Source organism: Paraburkholderia largidicola (assembly GCF_013426895.1).
GTDB classification, from domain to species: Bacteria; Pseudomonadota; Gammaproteobacteria; order Burkholderiales; family Burkholderiaceae; genus Paraburkholderia; species Paraburkholderia largidicola.
In genome coordinates this window covers 1,315,684-1,340,796 of the sequence record NZ_AP023174.1, presented here as the reverse complement: position 1 = coordinate 1,340,796, position 25,113 = coordinate 1,315,684, and the positions used below count along the sequence as shown (strand labels likewise).

Below are 25,113 nucleotides of genomic sequence, written 5' to 3'. Positions count from 1 at the left end.
CGCGTTCGACGACCATCGGGTTGGAGCACGCGCGCTGCGCCGGACTGCGGCGAAGCGCGCGTGGCTGCATCAGTTGAAATCGTTCTCGAGGAACGGCGTGCGCTTCACGGCCTGATCGAGGGTCAACAGCGTCTCGAGCAGATCGGCCATGCGATGCAATGGCACGGCATTGGGACCGTCCGACTTCGCTTCAGCCGGATTCGGATGGGTTTCCATGAACAGACCCGCGATGCCCGTGGCGACGGCGGCCCGCGCCAGCACCGGCACGAACTCGCGCTGGCCGCCCGAACTGGTGCCCTGCCCGCCCGGCAACTGCACCGAGTGGGTCGCGTCGAACACGACGGGGGCGCCCGTTTCGCGCATGATCGCGAGCGAGCGCATGTCGGACACGAGGTTGTTGTAGCCGAACGACACGCCGCGCTCGCACGCCATGAAGCGGTCTTCCGACAGACCCGCTTCACGCGCGGCGTCACGCGCCTTGTCGATCACGTTCTTCATGTCGTGCGGCGCGAGGAACTGGCCTTTCTTGATGTTGACGGGCTTGCCCGACCGCGCGCACGCGTGGATGAAGTCCGTCTGACGGCACAGGAACGCAGGCGTCTGCAACACGTCGACCACCGATGCCACCTGCTCGATCTCGTGCTCGCTGTGAACATCGGTCAGAACAGGCAGGCCAAGCTGACGCTTCACTTCGGAAAGGATGCGCAAACCCTCATCCATTCCCAGCCCACGAAACGACTTGCCGCTGCTGCGATTGGCCTTGTCGTATGAAGACTTATAGATGAACGGAATCTTCAGCTTCGCGCAGATTTCCTTCAGCTTGCCGGCCGTGTCGATCGTCATCTGTTCGGATTCGACGACACAGGTGCCAGCGATCAGGAAAAACGGCTTGTCGAGGCCGATTTCGAAATCGCCCAGTTTCATACTTTCTCCTCGACGCTCGCTTCGCGATGAGCGCGCGCCGCTTCGACGAATGCCTTGAAGAGCGGGTGTCCGTCGCGCGGCGTCGACGTGAATTCGGGGTGGAACTGAACGCCGACGAACCACGGGTGCATCGAGCGCGGCAGCTCCATCATTTCCGGCAGATCTTCGCTCGGAGTACGGGCGCTGATGATAAGGCCGCCCGCTTCGAGCTGGGGCACGAAGCGGTTATTGACTTCATAACGGTGACGGTGACGCTCGTTCACATCTTTGCCGTAGATTTCTTCGGCCATCGTGCCCGGCTTGATCGGGCAACGCTGCGAACCTAGGCGCATCGTGCCGCCCAGATCGGATTCTTCTGTACGCTTCTCAACCTTACCGTCGCGGTCATACCACTCGGTAATCAGCGCGACCACGCGATTCGGCGTTTCCGGGTCGAATTCCGTGCTGTTCGCATCCTTGAGGCCGACCACGTCGCGCGCAAATTCGATCACGGCCAGCTGCATGCCGAGGCAGATGCCCAGATACGGCACCTTCGCTTCGCGTGCGTAGCGGATCGCCTTGATCTTGCCTTCCGTGCCGCGACGGCCGAAACCGCCCGGCACCAGCACGGCATCCAGATGCTTGAGGCTGTCGACGCCGTTTTCTTCCATCTCTTCGGAGTCGATGTATTCGATGTTGACCTTGGTCGACGTGTGGATCGACGCATGGCGCAGCGCTTCGATCAGCGACTTGTACGACTCCGTCAGCTCGACGTACTTGCCGACCATGCCGATCGTCACTTCGCTCTTCGGGTGTTCGAGCTTCTCGACGAGGCCCGACCACATCGACAGATCCGCCGCCTTGGCCGTCAGCTTCAACTCTTCGCAGATCAGTTCGTCGAGGCCCTGGTCGTGCAGCATCTGCGGAATCTTGTAGATGCTGTCGACGTCCCACACCGAGATCACGGCGTCTTCGGGCACGTTCGAGAACATCGAGATCTTCGCGCGCTCGTCGTCGGGAATACGGCGGTCGGCGCGGCACAGCAGCACGTTCGGATAGATACCGATTTCGCGCAGCTTCTGTACGCTATGCTGCGTCGGCTTGGTCTTCAGTTCGCCCGCAGTGGCGATGAACGGCACCAGCGTCAGGTGCACGAAGCACGCGCTGTTGCGGCCCATGCGCAGGCTCATCTGACGCGCGGCTTCGAGGAACGGCAGCGATTCGATGTCACCCACGGTGCCGCCCACTTCGACGATGGCGACATCCGGCTCGCCGCACGTCGCGGATGCCGCGCCGCGTTCGACGAATGCCTGGATTTCGTTCGTGATGTGCGGAATGACCTGCACCGTCTTGCCGAGATAATCGCCGCGGCGTTCCTTGCGGATCACCGATTCGTAAATCTGGCCCGTGGTGAAGTTGTTGGCCTTGCGCATCTTGGTACTGATGAAGCGCTCGTAGTGGCCGAGGTCGAGGTCGGTCTCCGCTCCGTCTTCCGTCACGAACACTTCGCCGTGTTGAAACGGGCTCATCGTGCCGGGGTCGACGTTGATGTAGGGATCAAGCTTGAGGAGGGTGACTTTCAGACCGCGCGATTCGAGGATCGCGGCGAGGGAAGCGGCGGCAATACCCTTGCCGAGGGAAGAAACTACGCCGCCGGTGACGAAAACATATTTGGTCATCGCTGGATGCTCGCGGGAAAAACGGATTATACCCGAACGTGTGCATCCAGCCCATACCTGGGGCGGCTCGTTCGTGACGACCGAGCGTTCTTTTTGAGCATCCACGCGGTCGCTTTTCGCGCGGATGCCGGATGGATTTCGGTCCGCGCGTTCCGCGCGCTGAATGCGCCGTGGGTTTGTTGCGGGTTTATGTCGCAGCGCGGCCCGGCGTTTCATTTATCCGCGAACGCGCATGCCGCCGCGGACGAAAATCATTCGAGCCCGCGCAGTATTCTCTGCACGGCGCGCGCCGTTTCGATGGGCCGCTCCATGGGATAAAGATGGGTTCCTTCCATCCACTCGAAATGCTCGCCCGCGAGGCGCCGGGTCGCCTGCAATCCCGCCTGCCGCACTTCGCGCGACCGCGTCCCGGCGACGAAGCCGATGGGCACGGGCGCGCCGCGCGCGAGCCGGCCGCCGAACGTATGCGGCAAGGTCTTGTAGATCCGGTACTCGGTCTGCCGGTCGAAAGCGAGTTCCCGCGTGCCGTCGGCGCCCGCTTGCGGAATGCCAAAGTCGATATAGTCGGACAGGACCCGCTCGTCCCAGCGCGCAAACGCGGGCTTCGAATGGAAGTGCCGCCATGCCTCGTCGCGGCTGCTCCAGCGCGTGCGCCGCGTACGCGTCGCCGCGGCGGGCGACAGCCGCTCGTCCAGCCCCGTCCACTGCGACACGCGCAGCATGTTGCTGCGCCAGCCCGCGATGACGGGCGAATCGAGCATCACCACGCCGCGCACCCATTGCGGCTTCCTGAGCGCCGCCATCAGTGAAAGATAGCCGCCGAGCGAATGCCCGACGAGCCATACCGGGTTCTCGTAGGCACGCCCGATGTCATCCAGCAACTCCTCGACCAGATGCGGCCAGTCGCGCGTCACCGGGTAGCGCGCGTCATGGCCGATCCGCTCGATGAAACGCATGTCGTAGTCGTCCGAGAGTTCGGCGAAGATCGTCCGATAGGTGGACGCCGGAAATCCGTTTGCATGGGAGAAATGGATGATGTTCTTCAAACGCTATGGTCTCCGTTCTGATTTGTTCTTGATCGCGCCGGCCCTTCGTTTACGGGTCCATCCAGTAGCGGCGGTGCGTCTGCCGGTAGCGTTCCAGCGACAGCCCCGATCCGTCCGCCTCGATGCGCGCGGCGCCGTCGTCATCACTGCGCGACAGCGCGATGCCGCGCGCCCGATACCGTTCGTAGACGCCCGCGTAGGGATGATGAAACCGGTTGCGATAGCCTACCTGAAATACCGCGATGGACGGCTCGATAGAGTCGAGGAACGGCTCGGTCGACGAGGTCTTGCTGCCGTGATGCGGCACGAGCAGAATCTGCGCGCGCAATGCGGCGGGCTCGCGCGCGAGCAGCGTGCGTTCGACAGGCGCTTCGATGTCCGCGGCCAGCAAGGCGACGACGGCCGTTCGTCTGTCTTCATGCGTTTGAATGCGCGAACCGCGCGCCGCGGCGCCCGCCGTGCTCACACGCAGCACGCAGCAGTGCGCGTTGGGCTTGCCTTGCAATGGACCGGCGTCGGGCCAGAGGATCGCGAAGTCGACGCCGTCCCATTGCCAGCGCTGGCCCGCCGCGCAGCGCACGGTTTGGGCGCCCTTCCCGGCCGCCTCGCGCCAAAGCGCGTGGTCTGGCGGAAGTCCCGCCAGCAGTTGCCTCACTTCGATGCCTTCGAGCACGGCGGGCGCGCCGCCCGAATGGTCGGAGTCGGCGTGGCTGACGATCAGCGTATCGAGCGTCGCGATGCCCGCTGCCTGCAGATAAGGCACGACGATGCGCTCCCCGGCGTGCGTCGATTCGGGACCCGGGCCTGCGTCGAACAGCAGCGTGTGATGCGCGGTTTCGACGACGATCGACGAGCCTTGTCCGATGTCGAGCGCCGTGAGGCGGAACGCGCCCTCAGCGGGAGCGGTCGATGCCGGCGCGAGCAACGGCAGCCACGTCAGCGGCGCGGCCCAACGCAACGGCCAGCCGGCCGGCGCAAGGCACCACGCGACGCCAACGGCCGCGCACGCCATCGCCCATGCATCCGGCTGCGGCAACTGCCAGACCGTCCAAGGCGGGCCCGACAGCAGTTGCAGACCGGCCGCGAGCAGATCCAGCAGATGATGCGCGAACCGGAAAGCGAGCGCATCGAGCGGCGCCGGTAACGCGATGCCGGCGATCACGGCAGGCGTCACGAAGACACTGACCCACGGAATCGCGAACGCATTCGCCACGGGACCGATCAGCGGTATCTGCGAGAAGAAGCACACCGTCAGCGGCGCGAGCGCGATCGTCACCGCGAACTGGACGCGAGCGCCGCTGCGCATGCGCTCGATCAACGCTCCGATCTGCGAGCGCGTCGCGTCGACGCAGCGCTTCATTAAAGAGCGTTCGACTTGCTCGTCATCCAGTGACTCTGACGGCCTGCTTCGCGCGATATGCGCCGCTCCCGACATCGCGAACAGAATCGCGCCGACCGCGCAAAACGACAGCCAGAATCCCGCCGACACGACCGCCCACGGATCGACCAGCAGGACGAGTCCGAGGGCCCACGCAAGGACCACGGAAGGCGCGACGCGCCGTCCGCCGACATACGCGAGCGCAACGATGCCCGCCATCCACAATGCCCGTTGGGCAGGCACATTGAAGCCCGCGAGCGCAGCATGAAACGCGGCGAACAACGCACCGCCCGCGATCGCAACCTTCTGCGCGGGTACGAGCAATGGCAAGCCACGTCCGATGAAGAACGAATGCCGCCACAGCGTCCCTATCAGCCACCCCGCAATCCCCGCGACAAACCCGATGTGCAAACCGGAAATCGCGACGAGATGGCTCGTGCCCGTGCGCCGCATCAGCAGCCAGTCGGCGGCACTGACGAGGTCCTGCGCACCGATCGCGAGCGCGACGACAATGCCCATATGGGGCGCGTCTCCGAGCACGTCGGCAATTCGAGTGCGGATGGCCGACCGCCAGCCGTCGATCAGCACGCCCACTCCGCTTGCCCTTCCTGGAAGCCGCACGGCGGACGAAGACGCGCTCACATACCCCGTCGCCCGAACGTCACGCGCGAGCAATACGGCTTCCGCGTCGCGCACGCCCCAGTTCGCGTTTCCATGCGGACGCTTGAGCCGCACGTTCAGACGCCAGCGCGAACCGGGTTCGAGCACGGGCGGCGGCGCATCATCCGCGATCCACGATAGTTGCAGCGTGCGGGGAAAACGTTCGACGGGCGCATCGGCTGATTCGACGACGAACAGGAAACGCGTGCCATCCGCGCTGCGCGTCGGCAGTCCTTTGACCCAGCCACTGACGGCGATATCGCGCCCCTCCCACGCCTGCGGCAACTCGTAGGCGAGCCGCGCCTGCGCCCGCCATGCGGCATAACCAAAGCCACAACACGCCGCCGCACACAGCACCGCAAACCAGCCTGCGCGTGAGGGCCACGCGTCGCCGCGTCGGAAGCCCATCGACGAAACCAGGCTCAGCCCGCAGGCGCTTGCGATCAGCACGAACCAACTCCACCGCCCAGGCAACGAAGCCTGCTGCTGCAACCACACGACGCCCAACGCAAACCCGCACCACACTGCCCGCATGCCGCCTCCGCAACCGACGCTCGCGCAGCATTACGCCGACATTCATCAGGAACCCGAATCAATGTCCACGTCGACGCGCCATGCGAGCCAAACAGTGATTATGCAGAGTAAAGGGCGAGACGCGGCAATGCGGCGTGCGCATTAGCCGTTGTGCCTATCGCGAGCGCGTTTTTGTCGATGCCGCGCTGCTCGGCGAGGATCGCGCCGATCGCGGGAATCTGGTCCGGCGTGTTGCGCTGCCTGTAAAGCCACGAAGGGGCGATATCGGGCGCATCGGTTTCGACGACCAGCGCGTCGAGCGGCAATTGCGCGGCGAGCCGCCGGATCTGCAGCGCACGCTCGAACGTCACGTTGCCGCCGAACCCGAGATGCATGCCGTGGTCGATGAACGCCTGCGCCTGCTGGAAACTGCCGTTGAACGCATGCGCGATGCCGCGACTCACGTGATTGCGCCGCAAGCCCTTCAGCACCTGATCCTGCGACTTGCGCACATGGCAGATCACGGGCAGGTCGAATTCGCGCGCGAGCTTGAGTTGCTCGTTGTAGTAGAACTGCTGCGTCTCGTCGTCGAGTCCCGGCACGAAATAGTCGAGCCCGATCTCACCGAGACCGACGAACAGCGGATCGTCGAGACTCGCCTCGATTTCCATGCGCAGCACATCGAGATCGGACGGCTGCGCCTGCGGCGTGAAAAGGGGATGAATGCCGAGCGCATACGCCCCGCCCTGCACGCGATGCGCCAGTTCGCGCACCGTCGAAAAGTTGCCGCGCGCAATGCCCGGAATGACGATCCGGCTCACGCCCGCTTCGAGCGCGGCGCTCGCCACGGCGTCGCGATCCGCGTCGAATTCCGAAGCGTCGAGATGACAGTGCGTATCGATCCACATGCGCGCGGCCTCGTGTCGAATGGAAAGCGCCCGGCCTCAGACGGGCACGGTCGGCTCCTCGTACAGCACGCCGTCGCGCAGACGCATGATGCGGTCGCAGCGCGCGGCCAGATCGGGATCGTGCGTGACGATCACGAAACTCGTCGACAGCGTGTTCGACAGTTCCAGCATCAGGTTGAACACGGTATCCGCCGTGCCGCCGTCGAGATTGCCCGTCGGCTCGTCGGCGAGCACGCAGGCGGGCTTCGTGACCAGCGCGCGCGCAATTGCCACACGCTGGCGCTCGCCGCCCGACAGTTCGCCCGGACGATGCTTCGCGCGATGCGCGAGTCCCACCCGCTCGAGCATGTCGAGTGCCTGCTTGCGCGCATCTTCCGTGGTCATGCGGCGGATGCGCAGCGGCATCGCGACGTTATCGAGCGCGGTGAATTCCGGCAGCAGATGGTGGAACTGATAGACAAAGCCGAGCGCGCGGTTGCGCAGATCGTTGCGCTCGCGCTCCGAGAGCTTCGTAAACGGCTTGCCCATCACTTCGACGTGGCCCGTGCTCGGATCGTCGAGGCCGCCCAGCACGTGCAGCAGCGTGCTCTTGCCGGAGCCGGACGCGCCGACGATCGCGAGCTTCTCGCCGCGCCGCACGGAGAGTTGCGTGTTGTTCAGCACCTGCACGTTCAGGCCACCCTGAACGAACGCCTTCGAAATGCCAGTCGCTTCGAGCACGTACGGATGCAAACCAGTTTCGTCGGCGGCCATGAGGTTGTTGTTCGGACGATCATTCATAACGCAGCGCCTCCGCCGGACGCACCTTCGCACCGCGCCAACTCGGATAGAGCGTCGCGAGGCACGACAGCAGGAACGCGATCACGCCGATCTTGGCCACATCGCCGGGCACGAGTTCGGACGGCAACTCGCTGATGAAATACACCGACGGCGGCAGGAACTGCACGTGCAGCAGATGCTCGATCATCGGCACGAGCCACGGAATGCTCCACGCGATCAGGCAGCCGAGCGCAACGCCAATGCCCGTGCCGACGAAACCGATCGTCATGCCCTGAATGACGAAAATCTTCATGATCGAGCCGGGCTGCGCGCCGAGCGTGCGCAGGATCGCGATATCGGCCTGCTTGTTGGTCACCGTCATCACCAGCGACGACACCAGATTGAACGCCGCCACCGCGATGATCAGCGTGAGGATGATGAACATCATGCGCTTTTCGATCTGCACGGCCGAGAACCATGTCTTGTTCTGCTGAGTCCAGTCGCGGATATACAGATCGCCCGACAGCGTGCGCGCCAGCTGATGCGCGACTTCCGGCGCGCGCTGCATGTCTTTCAGGCGCAGGCGTACGCCCGTCGGCGCGGGTAGCCGGAACAGCGCTTCCGCGTCCTTGATGTTGATCAGCGCGAGCGTGCTGTCGTACTCGTAATGGCCGGACTCGAACACGCCGACCACGGTGAACTGCTTCAGACGCGGCAACAGGCCGGCGGGCGTCATCGTCCCTTCGGGCGCGACGAGCGTGATCTTGTCGCCCGTCGTCACGCCGAGATTCCCGGCCAGATCCCCACCGAGCACGATGCCGAACTCACCGGGCTTCAGCTCGTTCAGGTTGCCCGCCTTCATCTCCTTGCCGATGTCCGACACTTCCGGCTCCAGCGAAGGCTCGACGCCGCGCAGCGCGACGCCGCTCACGGCGTCCTGGCGCGTGAGCAGCGCCTGCGCTTCGACATAGGGCGCCGCGCCGATCACTTCCTTGTTCTGCTTCGCCTCTTGCGCCGTCAGTTGCCAGTTCGGCATCGAGCCCGTCGGCGAAAAGATCTCGACGTGCGCGAGCACCGACAGCATGCGGTCGCGCACCTCCTTCTGGAAGCCGTTCATCACCGACAGCACGACGATCAGCGCGGCCACGCCGAGCGCGATACCCGACATCGACACGAGCGCGATGAACGAGATGAAGCCGTTACCCGTGGTGCGTTTGCCGGCGCGCGTGTAGCGCCAGCCAATCTGCCATTCGTATGGAAGTTTCAAGCGAGTCCTTTTTCAGCGTGATTGCGCTGTGTTCTGCATTTGCCCTGGCGGTCCGCGCACCGGGCGAAAAAACCGGCGCCGTGCGCGCGAAAGCCGTGTCGATTGGGCGCGAATTTCGGCCGATGGTTCCAGAGCGCCGGCTTGCGGCAGCTTTCCTCAGACGGCGCATGGGCTGTGACGCCATGCAACGGCACGCGCCACATCGCGCCGTCCGGTGCGCAATCGTTGCGTGAATTGTACGCACTCGCGCACGAGTCACCGTTTCGGGCCCGGTCGAATCACCCGCCATCTCGCCCGCGATCGCGGATCAACGGGCCGAAGTTTGCCATACAATGCGCAGCATCATGAATGCCAACCGACTGCATCTCCTTCTACCCTTCGCGCTGCCCGCCGCAGCCGATGCGTCCACTGCACTGCATTCCCTCGACATTCCAGCCCTCGATAAACTGATCGCCCGCGCGACGCTGGTCGAACGCGTGATCGGCGAAGACTTCCAGCGCACGCTGCCGCACGAGCGCTGGGTCGCGCGCAGCTTCGGCGCGGTGCCGGCCGGCACGGCCGCAACCGACGAGGCGCCCCTCGCGCCCTACATGCTGCTCGCCGACGGCGGCAACCCGGGCAGCGCGACATGGGCATGCGTGCAGCCGGTGCATGTGCGGATCGCGCACGACCATCTGGTGCTGATCGATCCCGCGTCGCTGGAACTGACGGACGACGACGCGCGCGCGCTCTTCGACGTCGCGCGTCCGCTGATCGAGGAACTGGGCGTGCGGATCGAAGCGCCGCAGCCGTCGCGCTGGTATCTGTCGAGCGACGCGTTCGGCACGCTGGCGGGCGCCTCGCCGCTGCGCGCGAGCGGCCGCAACATCGAAATCTGGCTGCCGCACGAAGCGCACACGGGCGAGCGCTCGCGCGCGTGGATGAAGCTGCAGAACGAAGTGCAGATGGCGTGGTTCGAGCATCCCGTGAACGAAGCGCGCGAGGCGCGCGGCCTGCCGACCGTCAACTCGATCTGGTTCCATGCGCAAGGCGCGGCGCAGCCGGTCAAAAGCGACTTTGCGCGCGTGCTGTCGGACGCGGCGGCGACGCGCGGTCTTGCGCTCGCCGCAAAGGCGGCAACGGCCGCCCCGCCTGTCACCTACGACGCCTGGCGTTCCGACGGCACCAACGGCAGCGCCGCCACCACGCTGATCGAACTCGACCCGTTTTCCGCGCCGTTCATCGAGCAGGACTGGGGCCACTGGAACGCCGCGTTCGCCGCACTGGAGCGCGACTGGCTTGCGCCCGCGCTCGCCGCGCTGCAGGCGGGCGAACTCGGCTCGCTGGGTCTGACGCTGTGCGGCGACACGGGCTCGGTGACACTCGACATCACGCGCGGCGATCTGCGTAAATTCTGGCGACGGCGTCTGTTCGCGTCGCTTTTCATCGAATGAACTGTCTCTTTGCTCCTGGTTTTGCCGCATGACTCGAATCGTTACGCGCCCCTGCTCTCCCGCCGACGCCGAAGCGCTGATCCGCCACGGCCTGCATCCTGTGCTCGCGCGGCTCTACGCATCGCGCGGCGTGTGCCTGCCCGATGAACTCGAAACCGGCCTTGCGCGGCTGACCCCGCCCGCGTCGCTCAAAGGCTGCGACGCGGCCGCGACGCTGCTTGCCGATGCCATCGAAGGCGGCCGCCGCATGCTGGTCGTCGCGGACTACGACTGCGACGGCGCGACGGCTTGCGCGGTCGCCGTGCGCGGTTTGCGGATGTTCGGCGCGCAGATCGACTATCTCGTGCCGAACCGCTTCGAGTACGGCTACGGCCTCACGCCGGAAATCGTCGCGCTCGCCGCGCAGCGACCCGGCGGCAAGCCCGAGCTGCTGATTACCGTCGATAACGGCATCGCCAGCGTCGACGGCGTCGAAGCGGCGAATGCACTCGGCATCGACGTGCTCGTCACCGATCACCATTTGCCCGGCGACGAACTGCCCGCCGCGCGCGCGATCGTCAATCCGAACCAGCCGGGCTGCACGTTCCCGAGCAAGTGCATCGCGGGCGTCGGCGTGATGTTTTATGTGCTGCTGGCGTTGCGCGCCGAACTGCGCCGCCGTGGCGCATTCGGCGAAGCGCGTCCGGAGCCGCGTCTGGACGGACTGCTCGATCTGGTCGCGCTCGGCACGGTCGCCGATGTCGTGAAGCTCGACGGCAACAACCGCGTGCTGGTCGCGCAGGGCTTGCAGCGCATCCGCAACGGCCGCATGCAGCCGGGCATCGCCGCGCTGTTCCGCGCCGCGGGGCGCGATGCGCGCAGTGCGTCGGGCTTCGATCTGGGCTTCGCGCTCGGGCCGCGCCTGAATGCGGCGGGACGGCTGTCGGACATGTCGCTGGGCATCGACTGCCTGACGACGGACGACGTCGGACGTGCTTGGGAACTGGCGCAGCAGCTCGACACGATGAACCGCGAGCGGCGCGAAATCGAAGCGGGCATGCAACAGCAGGCGCTCGACGACCTGTCGACCGTCGATCCCGCCGGCTCGACGACGATCACGCTGTTCAACCCGAGCTGGCATCAGGGCGTGATCGGGATCGTGGCCGGCCGGCTGAAGGAGAAATTCCACCGGCCGTCGTTCACGTTCGCGCTGGCCGACGTCGGCGGCGCCACCGTCAAGGGCTCGGGCCGCTCGATTCCTGGCTTCCATCTGCGCGATGCGCTCGATCTCGTGTCGAAGCGCGAGCCGGGGCTGATCGCCAAATTCGGCGGCCACGCGATGGCGGCGGGCCTGACGATCGCCACGGCCGACGTGCCGCGCTTCACGGCGGCGTTCGAGCGGGTTGGGCGCGAGTGGCTGACGCAGGATGTACTGGCGCGCACGGTCGAGACGGATGGCGATCTTGAAGATGCGTATTTCACGCCGCAATTCGTCGAGATGATCGATGCGGCGGTCTGGGGACAGGGGTTTCCGGCGCCGGTTTTCTCGGGTGAATTCGATGTGATGTCGCAGGCGCTGGTGAAGGATAAGCATCTGAAGCTGCAACTGATGCGCGGGCGCCAGCGGTTCAGTGCGATCTGGTTCAATCACACGGAGCCGTTGCCGGCGAGGACGACTGTCGCCTATCGGCTGTCGGCGGATACGTGGAATGGCGTTGCACGCGTGCAACTGATCGTCGAGCATGCCGTGCTGTAGGCTGGGTGCGCCCAGCCCTGGCGCTGTGATCCGCTATAATTTTGGTTTTTGGCGGGAAGGGGTGCGGTTGGCCTTTTTTCGGTTTGGTTTTGGTTTGGTTTTTTGCTGGCGTTCGTCTTTTGCGCTTGAACTGGCATCCGCGATTTGCCTACGTGCTTCAGGCGTTGCCCCTGTGCGGGGCGGCACCTACTTTTCTTTGCCGCCGCAAAGAAAAGTAGGCAAAAGAAAGCGGCTCACACCGCCAGCTCGTGTGTCTGCCTGAGGGACCCCAACCGGTCTTATGCTTCACACGGCAACGTCTCTGCTGGCGCGCGTTGCCAACGCTCCGAATGAGCGCCTCACCCGCTTCGCACTCCCATACACGGGTCAGCGGCAGCGAACGGTTGGCGCGGCCCAGGTGGCAAACTGTGTGTAGGCTTTCGCGCAATACGCGCGCCACTCCAGACTAAAAAGCAAGGATGGTGTTCTGGTAAGAACGCTAACCCATGCGGTGCGACAACCTACACACAGTTTGCCACCTGGGCGGCGGTGGGCTATCTGGCGCGGCGAGCTGGAATGTCGGTGCGTGAAGTGGGTGAGGCGCTCCTTCGGAGCGCTGGCAACGGGCATGTGTCACGTGGTTGCCGTGTGAAGCGTAAAACCCTGTGGGGGCCCTCAGGCAGGAACAAGGATTGGCGGTGTGAGCCGCTTTCTTTTGCCTACTTTTCTTTGCGGCGGCAAAGAAAAGTAGGTGCCGCCCCGCACAGGGGCGACGCCTGAAGCGAGCTAACGTAACGCGGATGCCACCGCAAACGCAAAGCAAACCACCGCAACGCGAACCAAACCCAACCCCAACCCCAACCCCAACCCCAACAGCGTCGCAGACAAAAAAACCCCCATTTATTTGACACTGGATCGACATGGAAGCGGAACGCCTCAACTCAATCGACTCCTCCCTCGCGGACCTGCGCACACGCGCAGGCGAGCTCCGGGGGTATCTTTGACTACGATGCAAAGTCGGTACGACTGATCGAAGTCAACAAGGAACTCGAAGACCCGAACGTCTGGAACGACTCGAAGCACGCCCAGGCGCTCGGCAAGGAAAAGAAGCTGCTCGAAGGCGTCGTCGACGTGCTGAGCTCGCTCGATAACGACCTGCGCGACACGAAAGACCTGTTCGACATGGCGCGCGAAGAAGGCGACGAAGACACGCTCGTCGCGGTCGAAGAAGATGCCGCGAAACTCGAAGCGCGCGTCGCCGACATGGAATTCCGCCGGATGTTCTCGAACCCGGCCGACCCGAACAACGCGTTCATCGACATCCAGGCAGGTGCCGGCGGCACGGAAGCCTGCGACTGGGCATCGATGCTGCTGCGCCAGTACCTGCGCTACTGCGAACGCAAAGGCTTCAAGACGGAAGTGCTCGAAGAATCGGAAGGCGATGTCGCGGGCATCAAGAGCGCCACGATCAAGGTCGAAGGCGAATACGCCTACGGCTTCCTGCGCACCGAAACAGGCATTCACCGCCTCGTGCGCAAGTCGCCGTTCGATTCGTCGGGCGGCCGTCACACGTCGTTCTCGTCGGTGTTCGTGTACCCGGAGATCGATGAGTCGTTCGAGATCGAAGTCAATCCGGCCGATCTGCGCATCGATACCTACCGTGCTTCGGGCGCGGGCGGTCAGCACATCAACAAGACCGACTCCGCCGTGCGTATCACGCACGTCCCGTCGGGTATCGTCGTGCAGTGTCAGAATGACCGCTCGCAGCACCGTAACCGCGCCGAAGCGATGGCAATGCTGAAATCGCGTCTGTACGAAGCCGAAATGCGCAAGCGCCAGTCGGAACAGGACAAGCTCGAAGCGGGCAAATCGGACGTGGGCTGGGGCCACCAGATCCGCTCGTACGTGCTCGACAACAGCCGTATCAAGGATCTGCGCACCAACGTCGAAATCAGCAACACGAAGAGCGTGCTCGACGGCGATCTCGATCCGTTCATCAGCGCGAGCCTGAAGCAAGGCATCTAAGCGCATCCGGCGCGGCACGCGTGGCCGCGCCGCATTTTTTTCACCGCCTGTGCGTCACAGTCGAAAGCGCGCACGAGGCATCGGATACTGACCATCATCACCATGACCGAACCGACTCAGCCTGTCACGGCCCAGCCGTATGTAGCCGAGGTGGACGACAACCAGATCATCGCCGAGCGCCGCGAAAAGCTGCGCGCACTGCGTGAACAAGGCGTCGCCTACCCGAACGACTTCCGCCCGACCCACCACGCGGCCGATCTCCAGTCCGACTACGCGGACGCCGACAAGGACGCGCTCGAAGCGAAAGCGCTGCAGGTCGCGCTGGCCGGCCGCATGATGCTCAAGCGCGTAATGGGCAAGGCCAGCTTCGCGACGGTGCGCGACGGCTCGGGCCAGATCCAGTTCTTCATCACGCCCGCCGACGTCGGCGAAGCGACGTACGAAGCCTTCAAGAAGTGGGACCTCGGCGACATCGTCGCGGCCAAAGGCGTGCTGTTCCGCACGAACAAGGGCGAGCTCTCCGTGCGCTGTACGGAACTGCGGCTGCTGTCGAAGGCGCTGCGTCCGCTGCCCGACAAATTCCACGGTCTCGCCGACCAGGAAATGCGTTATCGCCAGCGCTATGTCGATCTGATCGTCACGGACGAAGCGCGCAAGACCTTCGTCGCGCGCACCAAGGCCGTGTCGTCGATCCGCAAGTTCATGGCCGACGCCGACTTCATGGAAGTCGAAACGCCGATGCTGCACCCGATTCCCGGCGGCGCGGCGGCCAAGCCGTTCGTCACGCATCACAACGCGCTGGACATGCAGATGTTCCTGCGTATCGCGCCTGAGCTGTACCTGAAGCGCCTCGTGGTCGGCGGCTTCGAGCGCGTGTTCGAGATCAACCGGAATTTCCGTAACGAGGGCGTGTCGCCGCGTCACAATCCGGAATTCACGATGATGGAGTTCTACGCCGCGTACACCGACTACAAGTGGCTGATGGACTTCACCGAGCAACTGATCCGTCAGGCCGCCGTCGATGCCCTCGGCAACGCGACGATCACGTATCAGGGCCGCGAACTGGATCTGTCGAAGCCGTTCCATCGCCTGACGATCACGCAGGCAATCCAGAAATACGCGCCGCAGTACACGGACGCGCAACTGGCGGACGGCGCGTTCCTGCGCACGGAACTGAAGAAGTTCGGCGTCGACGCGACGCAGCCGCAATTCCTGAACGCGGGCATCGGCGCGCTGCAACTGGCGCTCTTCGAGGAAACGGCGGAATCGCAGTTGTGGGAGCCGACCTTCATCATCGACTACCCGGTCGAAGTGTCGCCGCTCGCGCGCGCATCGGATAGCGTGGACGGCATCACCGAGCGTTTCGAACTGTTCATCACGGGCCGCGAAATCGCCAACGGTTTCTCGGAACTGAACGATCCGGAAGACCAGGCGGCGCGCTTCAAGAAGCAGGTCGACCAGAAGGACGCCGGTGACGAAGAAGCGATGTACTACGACGCCGACTACATCCGCGCGCTCGAGTACGGCATGCCGCCCGCGGGTGGCTGCGGCATCGGCATCGACCGTCTGGTGATGCTGCTCACCGACAGCCCGAGCATCCGCGACGTCATCCTGTTCCCGCATCTGCGCCGCGAAGACTGATCTCCACGCTCCGCGACGCCCGCCGCGCATGATTGCGATTGCTTCATGCGCGGCCCCCTCCTCGGTTTCCCTCTACGTGCAGAATCGGTTGTAACTACCGGTAAAAACTGCGCGCTCCCGATATCTCCCACTGTTCTGCCCACGGGCCGAATGTCAGGCGTGACACGGGCTTCCGCCGATCGGCGCACTTTTTGCGTACGGTGGAACTGAGTGTTGCATTCGCCACTGGTTACAAAATGAAACCCTGGCGGAAGCCGGGTGTCCGACACTTATACCGGTTAATACCGGTTACCGTCGCACGGCTTGCCGCTGTGACTTACGAGTTGCTTTACAGGTCCAATCTGCGTAGTTGGAGGCCTACAACCATGGATAATCCGAACAATTCACCACGCCGCCTTCATCCCCTCGTTGCCGTGGCGGCAGGCGCTGTCATCATCGCCAGTCTGGCGGCGACGGCAGCCGTGACGGGACTGTTCCCGAAGGCATCGAGCAACGGCGCGCAAAGCGACCAGGTGCAATCGGCGGCCGTCGCGCAGCAACAGCAGCCCGTCGTCGATACGGCGCAACCGGCTGCTCTGAGCGCGCAGCAGCAGGCAGCAGCGCAACAGCAGGCTGCGCAGCAACAGCAAGCTGAACAGCAAGCGGCCCAGCAGCAGGCCGAGGCACAACGGGCACAACGGGCACAACAGCAACAGGCGCAGGCTCAGCAAGCACAGCAACTGGCCGCGCAACAGGCGCCGCAAGCACCCGCGCCGGCCCCGCAATATGCGCAACAGCCTCAATACGCGCAACAGGCGCCCGCGCGGCCCGCCTACTGTTCGACGTGCGGCACGGTTGAAGCCATCTCGGCTGTACGCCAGGAAGGCCACGGAACCGGGATTGGCGCCGTGGGCGGCGCGGTGGCGGGCGGTGTCGTCGGCAACCAGTTCGGCAGCGGCGGAGGCCGCACGGCGATGACGCTACTCGGCGCGCTTGGCGGCGGCCTCGCAGGTAACTCGGTCGAAAAGCATCTGCGCAGTTCGACCAGCTACTCGGTGCGCGTTCACATGGAAAACGGCAAGACGCGCTACTTCACGTATCACGAAGCGCCGCCGTTCCAGCAAGGCCAGCGCGTGCGGGTGGAGAACGGGACGCTCGTCGCAGGCTGATCTTGAGCGGGCGCCCTCGCCCGCAATGCTTCGGGCATTAAAAAGGCGACTTCCACGGAAGTCGCCTTTGCATGTGTTGCGTCCTGAATCGCTGCGGTACGCGCCGCGCTCAGTAATCCGCGTCTTCGATCCATGCAGCCTGAATGGCTTCGAGGATCTTTTCGTTCGAGCGGTTCGGATCGTCGTCGAAGCCGTCCAGTTCCATCACCCAGCGGTGAAGATCAGTGAAGCGCACCTGTTGCGGATCGATCTCCGGGTGCTTGTCGGTCAAGGCCATCGCGATATCTTGCGTGTCGGTCCACTTCATGGCTGCTCGCTCCTGTTAGTGATTTTCCTTCGCGTGGTTGATCGAATAACGCGGAATCTCGACCACGAGATCGTCGCCTTCAGGCATGAGCGCCTGGCACGACAACCGCGATTCGCGTTCGAGACCCCATGCCTTGTCGAGCAGATCGTCCTCGTCTTCTTCCGACGGCGTCAACGCGTTGAAACCCTCACGCACGATCACGTGACAGGTCGTGCACGCGCAAGACTTCTCGCATGCGTGCTCGATTTCGATGCCGTGTTCGAGCAGATTGTCGCAAATGCTCTTACCCGGCACGGCGTCGATGACCGCGCCGTCCGGACACAGTTCGACGTGAGGCAGCACAACGATTTGAGGCATACAAATTCCGTTCTGGTCTGTGAGGCACGGACGCCGCCCTTCAGGCACCGTACCATTTTACTGGTGGCGCGGCCGTTTTTGGCACGCGCCGCGTGATTCAGCGGCGACGCGCGAATCATTGATCCACGGCATCACCTTCTTTTGCGTCGACTGCGCTGATTTGAGACCGGCGCGGCGTCAGATCTCGTCGAGCTTGCGGCCCGCGAGCGCGCGGCGAATGCTCTTGTCCATCCGGCGCGCGGCGAATTCGTCGGTGCCTTCGGCGAGCGTCTTGGTTGCCGTTTCGATCGCGTCGGTATCGTCGCCCGGCGCGATCGCGCGCAGCGCGGCGACGAGACCTTCGAGCGCGGTGCGCTCGTCGGCGTCGAGCAGTTCGCCGTCGGCCGCGAGCGCGGCTTCCGTCGCTTCGATCAGCCGCTGCGCTTCGACCTGCGCCTCGCGCAACGCCCGCGCGCGCATGTCGACTTCCGCCGTCTTGAAGCTGTCTTCCAGCATGCGCGCGACGTCGTCGTCGGCAAGGCCGTATGACGGTTTCACGACCACCGATGCCTCCACGCCCGAATGCTGCTCGCGCGCAAACACGGACAGCAGACCGTCCGCGTCGACCTGATAGGTGACGCGGATGCGCGCTGCGCCCGCCGCCATCGGCGGAATGCCGCGCAGTTCGAAACGCGCGAGCGAACGGCAATCCGACACGAGTTCGCGCTCGCCCTGGACGACGTGAATCGCCATCGCCGTCTGGCCGTCCTTGAACGTCGTGAATTCCTGCGCGCGCGCGACGGGAATAGTCGAGTTGCGCGGGATGATCTTCTCGGCGAGACCGCCCATCGTTTCGACGCCGAGCGACAGCGGAATCACGTCGAGCAGCAGCCAGTCGTCGCCGTCGGCGCCGCGGTTGCCTGCGAGCAGATCGGCCTGGATCGCTGCGCCAAGCGCAACGACCTGATCCGGGTCGAGATTGGTCAGCGGCGGCTGGCCGAAGAAGTTTTCGACGGCACGACGGATCACCGGCATGCGCGTCGCGCCGCCGACCAGCACGACGCCGTTGATGTCGGCGGCCGTCAGCTTCGCGTCGCGCAGCGCCTTTTTCGTCGGGCCGAGCGTGCGCTGCACGAGCGCCTGCGTGATCGTTTCGAATTCCGTCTCGTCGACGGTGACGTCGATCTTCGCGCCGCTTGCGAGTGTCGCCTGCACCGAAGCGCTCGGTGCCGACGACAGCGCTTCCTTCGTGACGCGCACCGTGTCGAGCAGCAGACGCACGTCTTCCGGCGTCAGCGACTGGGCGGGAACGTTCGCCTTCTCCAACACATGGCGATACAGCGCGTGGTCGAAGTCGTCGCCGCCGAGGGCCGAATCGCCGCCCGCCGCGAGTACTTCGAAGACGCCCTTCGTGAGCTTCAGAACCGACAGGTCGAACGTGCCGCCGCCGAGGTCGTATACCGCGTACAACCCTTCCGAGCCGTTATCGAGACCGTACGCAATCGCGGCAGCCGTCGGTTCGTTCAACAGACGCAGCACGTTCAGGCCGGCAAGGCGCGCGGCATCTTTGGTTGCCTGGCGCTGCGCTTCGTCGAAATATGCGGGCACCGTGATGACCGCGCCGACCAGTTCGTCGCCGAGCGTATCTTCCGCGCGATAGCGCAGCGTCGCGAGAATTTCCGCGGACACTTCGACGGGACTCTTTACGCCGTCGATGGTGCGGATTTGCACCATGCCCGGAGCGTCGACGAAATCGTACGGCGCGTTTTCCGCGTGCTCGACTTCGCTCTTGCCGCGCCCCATGAAACGCTTGACGGAGACAATCGTGTTACGCGGATCGGTGGCGGCTTCCGCCTTCGCCAGGCGGCCGATGCGGCGGCCGCCCTTCTCCAGATACCGCACGACGGACGGCAGCAGATAGTGGCCTTCGTCGTCGGGCAATACGTCGGGCACGCCGCTGCGCACCGCCGCGACGAGAGAGTTGGTGGTGCCGAGATCAATGCCGACCGCGAGACGCCGCTGATGCGGCGCGGGCGCCATGCCGGGTTCAGAAATTTGCAGTAAAGCCATCTGGAATCTTCTTCGGGGCTTGCTTCGCCCCGGTCCTGATCGTGTTTGTTCGCGTGATGATTGGGCTGGCTCGTCCGTTAGCGCCGGAGCGCGTCAGACGTCGAGCCGCTCGATCTGCGTGCCGATTTCCGCGGCCACGCGCTCGATGAACATCAATTGCCGCACGGCCTCGCCTGCTGCCTGATTCGAGCCGCTGTCGAGCAACGCAGCCAGCTTCGTGAACCGCACCTTTTCTTCGTCGCGCAGTTCGGCGAGCAGTGAATCGAGCGCATCGACGTTCTTCGCCGCCGACGCGTCCTCGATGCTCTCGCGCCATTCCATCTGCTGCATCAGGAACGCCGGCTCCATCGCCGTGTTGTTCTCCGCGCCGACATCGATGCCGCGCAGTGTCAGCAGATAGCGCGCGCGCATGAGTGGATCGCGCAGCGTCTGGTACGCCTCGTTCGTGCGCGTGGCCCATTGCATCGCGATACGCTTTTGCGCGTCGCCAGCAGCGGCGAAACGGTCCGGATGCACCTGCGCCTGCACCGTGCGATACGCGTGATCCAACGCGGATGCATCCAGCGCGAATTGCTCGGGCAGATTGAAGAGTTCGAAGTGACTGTCGTTCAGCGAGGCCATCAGGTTACTTTGTCCATGCAATGCGCGCAGTGCAGCGCCGAAGCGCGCGCCAGGTGCGCGGCTAAATTGAAAAAGGCGGCACAGGCCGCCTTTTCAGCATGACTCGCGCGCTTACACGCGGAACGATTCGCCGCAGCCGCATTCGTCCTTCACATTCGGGTTGTTGAACCTGAAGCCTTCGTTCAACCCTTCGCGCGCGAAGTCGAGTTCCGTGCCGTCGATATAAGCGAGGCTCTTCGGGTCCACTACGATCTTCACGCCCTTGCATTCGAACACTTCGTCTTCGGGCGCGAGTTCATCGACGTACTCGAGCTTATACGCGAGGCCCGAGCAACCCGTCGTGCGCACACCGAGCCGCAACCCGACGCCCTTGCCGCGCCGGACCAGATATTTCTGCACGTGTTGTGCTGCCTTTTCGGTCAACGTAATTGCCATAGCGTTTCTCATTGTGCGGCACGCCGTCGTTCCTCACGACGCGTGTCGCGACCCTGCCTGCCTCTCAAATCGTTCCGGCGAGCGTCGATAGCGAGTACCGACGCGTCACCGTGCCACTCAAACGCACTCAACCGCGCGTGTTAAGCCGATTGCTCAGCCTTCGCTGCGTCAGCCGTTTCGCCGTGACGCTGCTTGTAGTCGGCAACGGCTGCCTTGATCGCGTCTTCCGCGAGGATCGAACAGTGGATCTTCACGGGCGGCAGCGCCAGTTCTTCGGCGATCTGCGTATTCTTGATGGTGAGCGCCTGATCCAGCGTCTTGCCCTTCACCCATTCCGTCACGAGCGAGCTCGACGCGATGGCCGAACCGCAGCCGTACGTCTTGAACTTCGCGTCTTCGATCACGCCGTCCGCGCCAACGCGAATCTGCAGCTTCATCACGTCGCCGCAAGCGGGCGCGCCGACCATGCCGGTGCCGACCGCGTCGTCGTCCTTCGAGAAGGAACCAACGTTGCGCGGGTTTTCGTAGTGATCCAGAACCTTGTCGCTATATGCCATTTTGTGACTCCTTGATTCGATTCAACCTGCGTGCGTTTATCGAGTGATTCAAAGCGCGCTCAGTGCGCGGCCCATTGAATCGTCGACAGATCGATGCCGTCCTTGTGCATTTCCCACAGCGGCGACAGATCGCGCAGTTTCGCAATCTTGCTCTTCAGCAGGTTGATGACGTAATCGACGTCCTGCTCCGTCGTAAAGCGGCCGACCGTGAAGCGGATCGAGCTGTGTGCCAGCTCGTCGTTGCGGCCGAGCGCGCGCAGCACGTACGACGGCTCCAGCGAAGCCGACGTGCAAGCCGAGCCCGACGACACGGCCACGTCCTTCACCGCCATGATCAGCGATTCGCCTTCGACGAAGTTGAAGCTGATGTTCAGGTTGTGCGGGACACGCTTTTCCATGTCGCCATTCACATACGTTTCTTCGATCTCTTGCAGGCCGCGCAGCAGCTTGTCGCGCAGCATGCGGATGCGTTCGTTTTCCGTCGCCATTTCTTCACGCGCGATACGGAACGCTTCGCCCATGCCGACGATCTGGTGCGTCGCCAGCGTGCCCGAACGCATGCCGCGCTCGTGACCGCCGCCGTGCATCTGCGCTTCGATGCGCACGCGCGGCTTGCGGCGCACGTACAGCGCGCCGATGCCCTTCGGGCCATACGTCTTGTGCGCCGAGAACGACATCAGGTCGACCTTCAGCTTCTGCAGATCGATTTCGACCTTGCCAGTAGCCTGTGCAGCGTCGACGTGGAAAATGATGCCCTTCTCGCGGCAGATTTCGCCGATCGTCTCGATGTCCTGGACGACGCCGATCTCGTTGTTCACGTGCATCACCGAAACCAGGATCGTGTCCGGGCGCAGCGCGGCCTTGAACACGTCGAGGTCGATCAGGCCGTCGTCCTTCACGTCCAGATACGTGACTTCGTAGCCTTCGCGCTCCAGTTCACGCGTGGTGTCGAGCACGGCCTTGTGCTCGGTCTTCACGGTGATGATGTGCTTGCCCTTGCCCTTGTAGAAGTGCGCAGCACCCTTGATCGCGAGGTTGTCCGATTCCGTCGCGCCAGACGTCCAGATGATTTCGCGCGGGTCGGCGTTGACGAGCGCCGCGACGTTCTCGCGCGCTTCCTCGACGGCACGTTCCGCGTCCCAGCCGTATGCGTGGCTGCGCGATGCCGGGTTACCGAACTGCTCGCGCAGGTACGGAATCATCTTGTCCACCACGCGCGGATCGACGGGTGTCGTCGCGCTGTAGTCCATGTAAATGGGCAGGTGGGGAATGTCGTTGTTCATCAATCGCTCCGGGGACATCAGTGCTTATGGCTTCATGGTTCTGGCGTTCGCGTCTTTGCGCGCTCTGTCAGCCGGCCATGTTGAAAACGGAATTCGGCCCTTTCGGCACCGCGCGCGGTTCCACGGCAGGCGCTTCCGTCCGCCGGTCGCGCAGCACCGCCGTCGAGCCTTCGCGCGAGCGCTGCTGGTCGACCAGGTCTTTCAGGGAAACGGAGTCGAGATACTCGACCATCTTCTGGTTCAGCGTCGACCACAGCTCATGCGTCATGCAATGGCCGTCGTGATGCTTCGTGCCTTCGCACGAACCCTTGCCGCCGCATTGGGTGGCATCGAGCGGTTCGTCGACGGCGATGATGATGTCCGCGACCGTCACATCCTCCGCGCGGCGCGCGAGGTTGTAGCCGCCGCCCGGCCCGCGCACGGATTCGACGATCTCGTGACGGCGCAGCTTGCCAAACAGCTGCTCGAGGTAGGACAGGGAGATATGTTGGCGCTGGCTGATACCCGCAAGCGTCACCGGGCCCTGCTCCTGGCGCAATGCCAGGTCGATCATCGCCGTGACGGCGAAACGGCCTTTCGTGGTGAGTCTCATATGTGGTGGGAACCGCAATTCTCGACAAGTTTGGTCAAGTATAAATACATGACGGATTTAGTCAAGTATCCCTATCTCGATTTGGGTCATTTACTTAACGAAAAACTTGTCTACGGGGTCAATTGGGGCCGCAGCGCCGCGATCAATCCACGACAGGCGGCTTCACACTGGTCCAGCACGATTTCGAAGCCCTCGCCGTCGCCGAAGTACGGATCGACGACCTCGCGTGCATCGAAACCTGGCGCGCGTTTTTCCGCGCCGCTTGCGACCGGCGCGTCCGCGTCCGTCGCAAATTCCATCAACAGACGAATCTTGTCGCGCTGTGCAGGCGGACAGATCTGTCTGAGCGCGGCGACGTTTTTGTCGTCCATCGCAATGATCAGATCGAAGCGTTCGAAGTCAGTCGCGGTGATCTGACGGCCGCGAAATATCGACAAATCGTAACCGCGATTTTTTGCGGCGCGCTGCGCGCGTTCGTCCGGCGCTTCGCCGATATGCCAGTCGCCCGTGCCCGCAGAATCCACGATCACGCGATCCGCGAGCTTCGCGTCGGCCAGCAGATGCCGCATGACGCCCTCCGCAGTCGGGGAACGGCAAATGTTCCCAAGGCACACGAAGCAGATGGCGACGGTTTTCATCAATGGCTGAGCGGCTCAGCCGCGAATGTCATATGTGGTGAAACAGTGCCGCGATTATACAAAGCCATGCAAAATCACGCCGGCGGCGCGCCGGCAGCCATGCCGATTACATCGGCTGCGCGGACATGCGCGCCGTTGCGGGCAGCACGTCGGCCGGCATCGCAGCCTCGCCGCCGACAAATCCATACGAAACAGTACGAGCCAGTTCCGCCGATACACGCTCGGCAGCCAGCGGGGACTGCGTCGCCGCGCCGTTATATAGATGCAGGTAAGCAACAGCCGCAAGCGGCACAACGATGGCTAATGGCCAATACACCGATATTTTCTTTTTCATGATGTCGTTCTCTTTAAGCGGGCCGAAGTGCACAGACGCACTTTGCCCAGTCGAAATGGTAGCGGAGGACGCAATCCGGATAAACCCGCCCCAACGGAACACTGCGTTGCGCCCCGATGAACAGTCGAATCGCGATGCGGATTTGCGAAGTGCCGACGACAGTCTTTCGGTCGCCGAAAGATATCCTTACAAAAGCACACACAGGTAATACTCAGCAGGCGGTACAACTAGCTACATGGATAGACACGCACCTCTCGCTTGTCTTAACACTCAAATGAAACGTCTTATTCCTTCTTTCGCTCCTGCTGTCGTTGCACTCTGCGCGGTCGCCGCGCTCGGCGGATGTGCTGCGTATCCGTACGGTGGCCCGCCAGCGGGCTACGGCTACGACAACGGCTATTACGACGGCTACGGGGCACCCGCTTACGGATACGCCGAACCGCCCGTGCAATCGAGCCTGTTCCTTGGCTTCGGCGGGGGCGGGTACTCGGGCTCTAACTACGACCGCGGCTATTGGGGCGGTCGGGGCTACGACCACGGAAATTACAATCGCGGCGACCGCGGCAACTGGAACGGGAACGGCCATGGCAACAACAATGGCGGCCCGCCGCGTGGTCAGCCGCCGCAGGCAGGCAATCCGCCGCCGCAGAATCCTGGCGGCAACTCGGGCGGCGGCTATCACGGCAACCGTCCGCCCGTGCAGGCGGGCGCAGGTCAGCAGCAGCAAGGCGGGGGCAATCGCGGTGGCGGAGGTGGCAATCGCGGCGGACAGGCGTGGAACAACGAGGGCGGTAGACCGCACTGAAGCAGTCCACGCTGACGCGTAATGAAAAAGAGGCTGCATCGCACATGCGATGCAGCCTCTT

General features: G+C 63.8%; 23 protein-coding genes. 6 read left to right on the top strand and 17 right to left on the bottom strand.

The annotated features are described in order from the left end of the window. Positions 1-69: 69 nt before the first annotated feature. The 7 genes from kdsA to PPGU16_RS05925 form a co-directional block, all read right to left on the bottom strand. Positions 70-924: a 3-deoxy-8-phosphooctulonate synthase gene (kdsA, locus tag PPGU16_RS05955; protein WP_035990648.1), complete on the bottom strand. Its 855-nt coding sequence runs from the start codon at positions 922-924 to the stop codon at positions 70-72. Beyond that, entirely contained in the window at positions 921-2,582 is a 1,662-nt protein-coding gene (pyrG, locus tag PPGU16_RS05950; protein ID WP_180722103.1) for a CTP synthase, read from the bottom strand. Before pyrG ends, kdsA begins: the two co-directional genes overlap by 4 nt. 251 nt (positions 2,583-2,833) lie before the next feature. Continuing rightward, complete coding sequence (locus tag PPGU16_RS05945; RefSeq protein ID WP_180722102.1) at positions 2,834-3,628, bottom strand: alpha/beta fold hydrolase; 795 nt, start codon at positions 3,626-3,628, stop codon at positions 2,834-2,836. 49 nt (positions 3,629-3,677) lie between these two features. Further along, positions 3,678-6,200 carry a DNA internalization-related competence protein ComEC/Rec2 gene (locus PPGU16_RS05940; RefSeq protein WP_180722101.1) on the bottom strand — a complete coding sequence of 841 codons (2,523 nt, stop codon included), beginning with the start codon at positions 6,198-6,200 and terminating at the stop codon, positions 3,678-3,680. Between the two features lie 98 nt (positions 6,201-6,298). Next, positions 6,299-7,087 (bottom strand): TatD family hydrolase, encoded by a 789-nt coding sequence (locus PPGU16_RS05935; RefSeq protein ID WP_180722100.1) that lies wholly within the window; start codon positions 7,085-7,087, stop codon positions 6,299-6,301. A gap of 36 nt (positions 7,088-7,123) precedes the next feature. After that, the gene (gene lolD, locus PPGU16_RS05930; protein ID WP_180722099.1) at positions 7,124-7,867 is read right to left on the bottom strand and encodes a lipoprotein-releasing ABC transporter ATP-binding protein LolD; all 744 of its coding nucleotides are present in this window, start codon (positions 7,865-7,867) and stop codon (positions 7,124-7,126) included. Further along, positions 7,860-9,113: a lipoprotein-releasing ABC transporter permease subunit gene (locus tag PPGU16_RS05925; protein ID WP_180722098.1), complete on the bottom strand. Its 1,254-nt coding sequence runs from the start codon at positions 9,111-9,113 to the stop codon at positions 7,860-7,862. The genes lolD and PPGU16_RS05925 overlap by 8 nt, the downstream gene beginning before the upstream one ends. Positions 9,114-9,445: 332 nt before the next feature. Here PPGU16_RS05925 and PPGU16_RS05920 point away from each other — a divergent pair, with 332 nt between their 5' ends. From PPGU16_RS05920 to PPGU16_RS05900, 5 genes are all read left to right on the top strand, one after another. Further along, entirely contained in the window at positions 9,446-10,546 is a 1,101-nt protein-coding gene (locus PPGU16_RS05920) for a regulator (protein WP_180722097.1), read from the top strand. Between the two features lie 28 nt (positions 10,547-10,574). Beyond that, entirely contained in the window at positions 10,575-12,281 is a 1,707-nt protein-coding gene (gene recJ, locus PPGU16_RS05915) for a single-stranded-DNA-specific exonuclease RecJ (RefSeq protein ID WP_180722096.1), read from the top strand. 899 nt (positions 12,282-13,180) lie between these two features. Continuing rightward, a protein-coding gene (gene prfB, locus PPGU16_RS05910) for a peptide chain release factor 2 (RefSeq protein ID WP_180722095.1) occupies positions 13,181-14,285 on the top strand; the annotation gives its coding sequence in 2 pieces (ribosomal slippage) (positions 13,181-13,261 and positions 13,263-14,285; 1,104 coding nt in all). Between the two features lie 102 nt (positions 14,286-14,387). After that, positions 14,388-15,926 (top strand): lysine--tRNA ligase, encoded by a 1,539-nt coding sequence (lysS, locus tag PPGU16_RS05905; RefSeq protein WP_180722094.1) that lies wholly within the window; start codon positions 14,388-14,390, stop codon positions 15,924-15,926. Positions 15,927-16,291: 365 nt separating this feature from the next. Then, on the top strand, positions 16,292-17,074 hold the full coding sequence (locus tag PPGU16_RS05900; RefSeq protein ID WP_180722093.1) for a glycine zipper 2TM domain-containing protein: 783 nt from the start codon (positions 16,292-16,294) through the stop codon (positions 17,072-17,074). A 109-nt stretch (positions 17,075-17,183) separates the two neighbouring features. On the opposite strand, the gene iscX is transcribed toward PPGU16_RS05900, so the two are convergent. The 10 genes from iscX to PPGU16_RS05850 all read right to left on the bottom strand — a co-directional run bounded on the left by iscX (position 17,184) and on the right by PPGU16_RS05850 (position 24,247). Then, positions 17,184-17,381, bottom strand: a complete 198-nt coding sequence (gene iscX, locus PPGU16_RS05895) for a Fe-S cluster assembly protein IscX (protein WP_007586799.1) — start codon at positions 17,379-17,381, stop codon at positions 17,184-17,186. Positions 17,382-17,396: 15 nt separating this feature from the next. Further along, positions 17,397-17,738, bottom strand: a complete 342-nt coding sequence (gene fdx, locus PPGU16_RS05890; protein WP_042307073.1) for an ISC system 2Fe-2S type ferredoxin — start codon at positions 17,736-17,738, stop codon at positions 17,397-17,399. A gap of 177 nt (positions 17,739-17,915) precedes the next feature. Next, complete coding sequence (gene hscA / locus PPGU16_RS05885; RefSeq protein WP_180722092.1) at positions 17,916-19,787, bottom strand: Fe-S protein assembly chaperone HscA; 1,872 nt, start codon at positions 19,785-19,787, stop codon at positions 17,916-17,918. A gap of 93 nt (positions 19,788-19,880) precedes the next feature. Then, the gene (gene hscB / locus PPGU16_RS05880; protein WP_180722091.1) at positions 19,881-20,408 is read right to left on the bottom strand and encodes a Fe-S protein assembly co-chaperone HscB; all 528 of its coding nucleotides are present in this window, start codon (positions 20,406-20,408) and stop codon (positions 19,881-19,883) included. A 111-nt stretch (positions 20,409-20,519) separates the two neighbouring features. After that, on the bottom strand, positions 20,520-20,843 hold the full coding sequence (iscA, locus tag PPGU16_RS05875; protein WP_180722090.1) for an iron-sulfur cluster assembly protein IscA: 324 nt from the start codon (positions 20,841-20,843) through the stop codon (positions 20,520-20,522). A gap of 140 nt (positions 20,844-20,983) precedes the next feature. Further along, positions 20,984-21,400, bottom strand: a complete 417-nt coding sequence (gene iscU / locus PPGU16_RS05870) for a Fe-S cluster assembly scaffold IscU (protein WP_180722089.1) — start codon at positions 21,398-21,400, stop codon at positions 20,984-20,986. Between the two features lie 59 nt (positions 21,401-21,459). Continuing rightward, complete coding sequence (locus tag PPGU16_RS05865) at positions 21,460-22,683, bottom strand: IscS subfamily cysteine desulfurase (RefSeq protein ID WP_035990621.1); 1,224 nt, start codon at positions 22,681-22,683, stop codon at positions 21,460-21,462. Between the two features lie 67 nt (positions 22,684-22,750). Then, a complete protein-coding gene (gene iscR / locus PPGU16_RS05860) occupies positions 22,751-23,275 on the bottom strand; it encodes a Fe-S cluster assembly transcriptional regulator IscR (protein WP_007586816.1) in 525 nt (174 codons plus the stop codon). A gap of 110 nt (positions 23,276-23,385) precedes the next feature. Beyond that, complete coding sequence (locus PPGU16_RS05855; RefSeq protein WP_180722088.1) at positions 23,386-23,913, bottom strand: low molecular weight protein-tyrosine-phosphatase; 528 nt, start codon at positions 23,911-23,913, stop codon at positions 23,386-23,388. A 106-nt stretch (positions 23,914-24,019) separates the two neighbouring features. Next, entirely contained in the window at positions 24,020-24,247 is a 228-nt protein-coding gene (locus PPGU16_RS05850) for a hypothetical protein (protein WP_180722087.1), read from the bottom strand. 274 nt (positions 24,248-24,521) lie between these two features. On the opposite strand from PPGU16_RS05850, the gene PPGU16_RS05845 reads away from it, so the two are divergent. Further along, positions 24,522-25,052, top strand: a complete 531-nt coding sequence (locus PPGU16_RS05845) for a hypothetical protein (RefSeq protein WP_180722086.1) — start codon at positions 24,522-24,524, stop codon at positions 25,050-25,052. The last annotated feature ends 61 nt before the right edge of the window (positions 25,053-25,113 follow it).

Bases quoted from the DNA above. Each gene is read 5' to 3' on its own strand.
- PPGU16_RS05850 (WP_180722087.1), bottom strand. From the start codon at position 24,247: ATGAAAAAGAAAATATCGGTGTATTGGCCATTAGCCATCGTTGTGCCG.
- iscU (WP_180722089.1), bottom strand. From the start codon at position 21,400: ATGGCATATAGCGACAAGGTTCTGGATCACTACGAAAACCCGCGCAAC.
- PPGU16_RS05865 (WP_035990621.1), bottom strand. From the start codon at position 22,683: ATGAACAACGACATTCCCCACCTGCCCATTTACATGGACTACAGCGCG.
- hscB (WP_180722091.1), bottom strand. From the start codon at position 20,408: ATGGCCTCGCTGAACGACAGTCACTTCGAACTCTTCAATCTGCCCGAG.
- hscA (WP_180722092.1), bottom strand. From the start codon at position 19,787: ATGGCTTTACTGCAAATTTCTGAACCCGGCATGGCGCCCGCGCCGCAT.
- kdsA (WP_035990648.1), bottom strand. From the start codon at position 924: ATGAAACTGGGCGATTTCGAAATCGGCCTCGACAAGCCGTTTTTCCTG.
- iscX (WP_007586799.1), bottom strand. From the start codon at position 17,381: ATGAAGTGGACCGACACGCAAGATATCGCGATGGCCTTGACCGACAAG.
- lysS (WP_180722094.1), top strand. From the start codon at position 14,388: ATGACCGAACCGACTCAGCCTGTCACGGCCCAGCCGTATGTAGCCGAG.
- pyrG (WP_180722103.1), bottom strand. From the start codon at position 2,582: ATGACCAAATATGTTTTCGTCACCGGCGGCGTAGTTTCTTCCCTCGGC.
- iscR (WP_007586816.1), bottom strand. From the start codon at position 23,275: ATGAGACTCACCACGAAAGGCCGTTTCGCCGTCACGGCGATGATCGAC.
- PPGU16_RS05900 (WP_180722093.1), top strand. From the start codon at position 16,292: ATGGATAATCCGAACAATTCACCACGCCGCCTTCATCCCCTCGTTGCC.
- fdx (WP_042307073.1), bottom strand. From the start codon at position 17,738: ATGCCTCAAATCGTTGTGCTGCCTCACGTCGAACTGTGTCCGGACGGC.
- lolD (WP_180722099.1), bottom strand. From the start codon at position 7,867: ATGAATGATCGTCCGAACAACAACCTCATGGCCGCCGACGAAACTGGT.
- PPGU16_RS05855 (WP_180722088.1), bottom strand. From the start codon at position 23,913: ATGAAAACCGTCGCCATCTGCTTCGTGTGCCTTGGGAACATTTGCCGT.
- PPGU16_RS05940 (WP_180722101.1), bottom strand. From the start codon at position 6,200: ATGCGGGCAGTGTGGTGCGGGTTTGCGTTGGGCGTCGTGTGGTTGCAG.
- PPGU16_RS05845 (WP_180722086.1), top strand. From the start codon at position 24,522: ATGAAACGTCTTATTCCTTCTTTCGCTCCTGCTGTCGTTGCACTCTGC.
- recJ (WP_180722096.1), top strand. From the start codon at position 10,575: ATGACTCGAATCGTTACGCGCCCCTGCTCTCCCGCCGACGCCGAAGCG.
- PPGU16_RS05920 (WP_180722097.1), top strand. From the start codon at position 9,446: ATGCGCAGCATCATGAATGCCAACCGACTGCATCTCCTTCTACCCTTC.
- iscA (WP_180722090.1), bottom strand. From the start codon at position 20,843: ATGGCAATTACGTTGACCGAAAAGGCAGCACAACACGTGCAGAAATAT.
- PPGU16_RS05935 (WP_180722100.1), bottom strand. From the start codon at position 7,087: ATGTGGATCGATACGCACTGTCATCTCGACGCTTCGGAATTCGACGCG.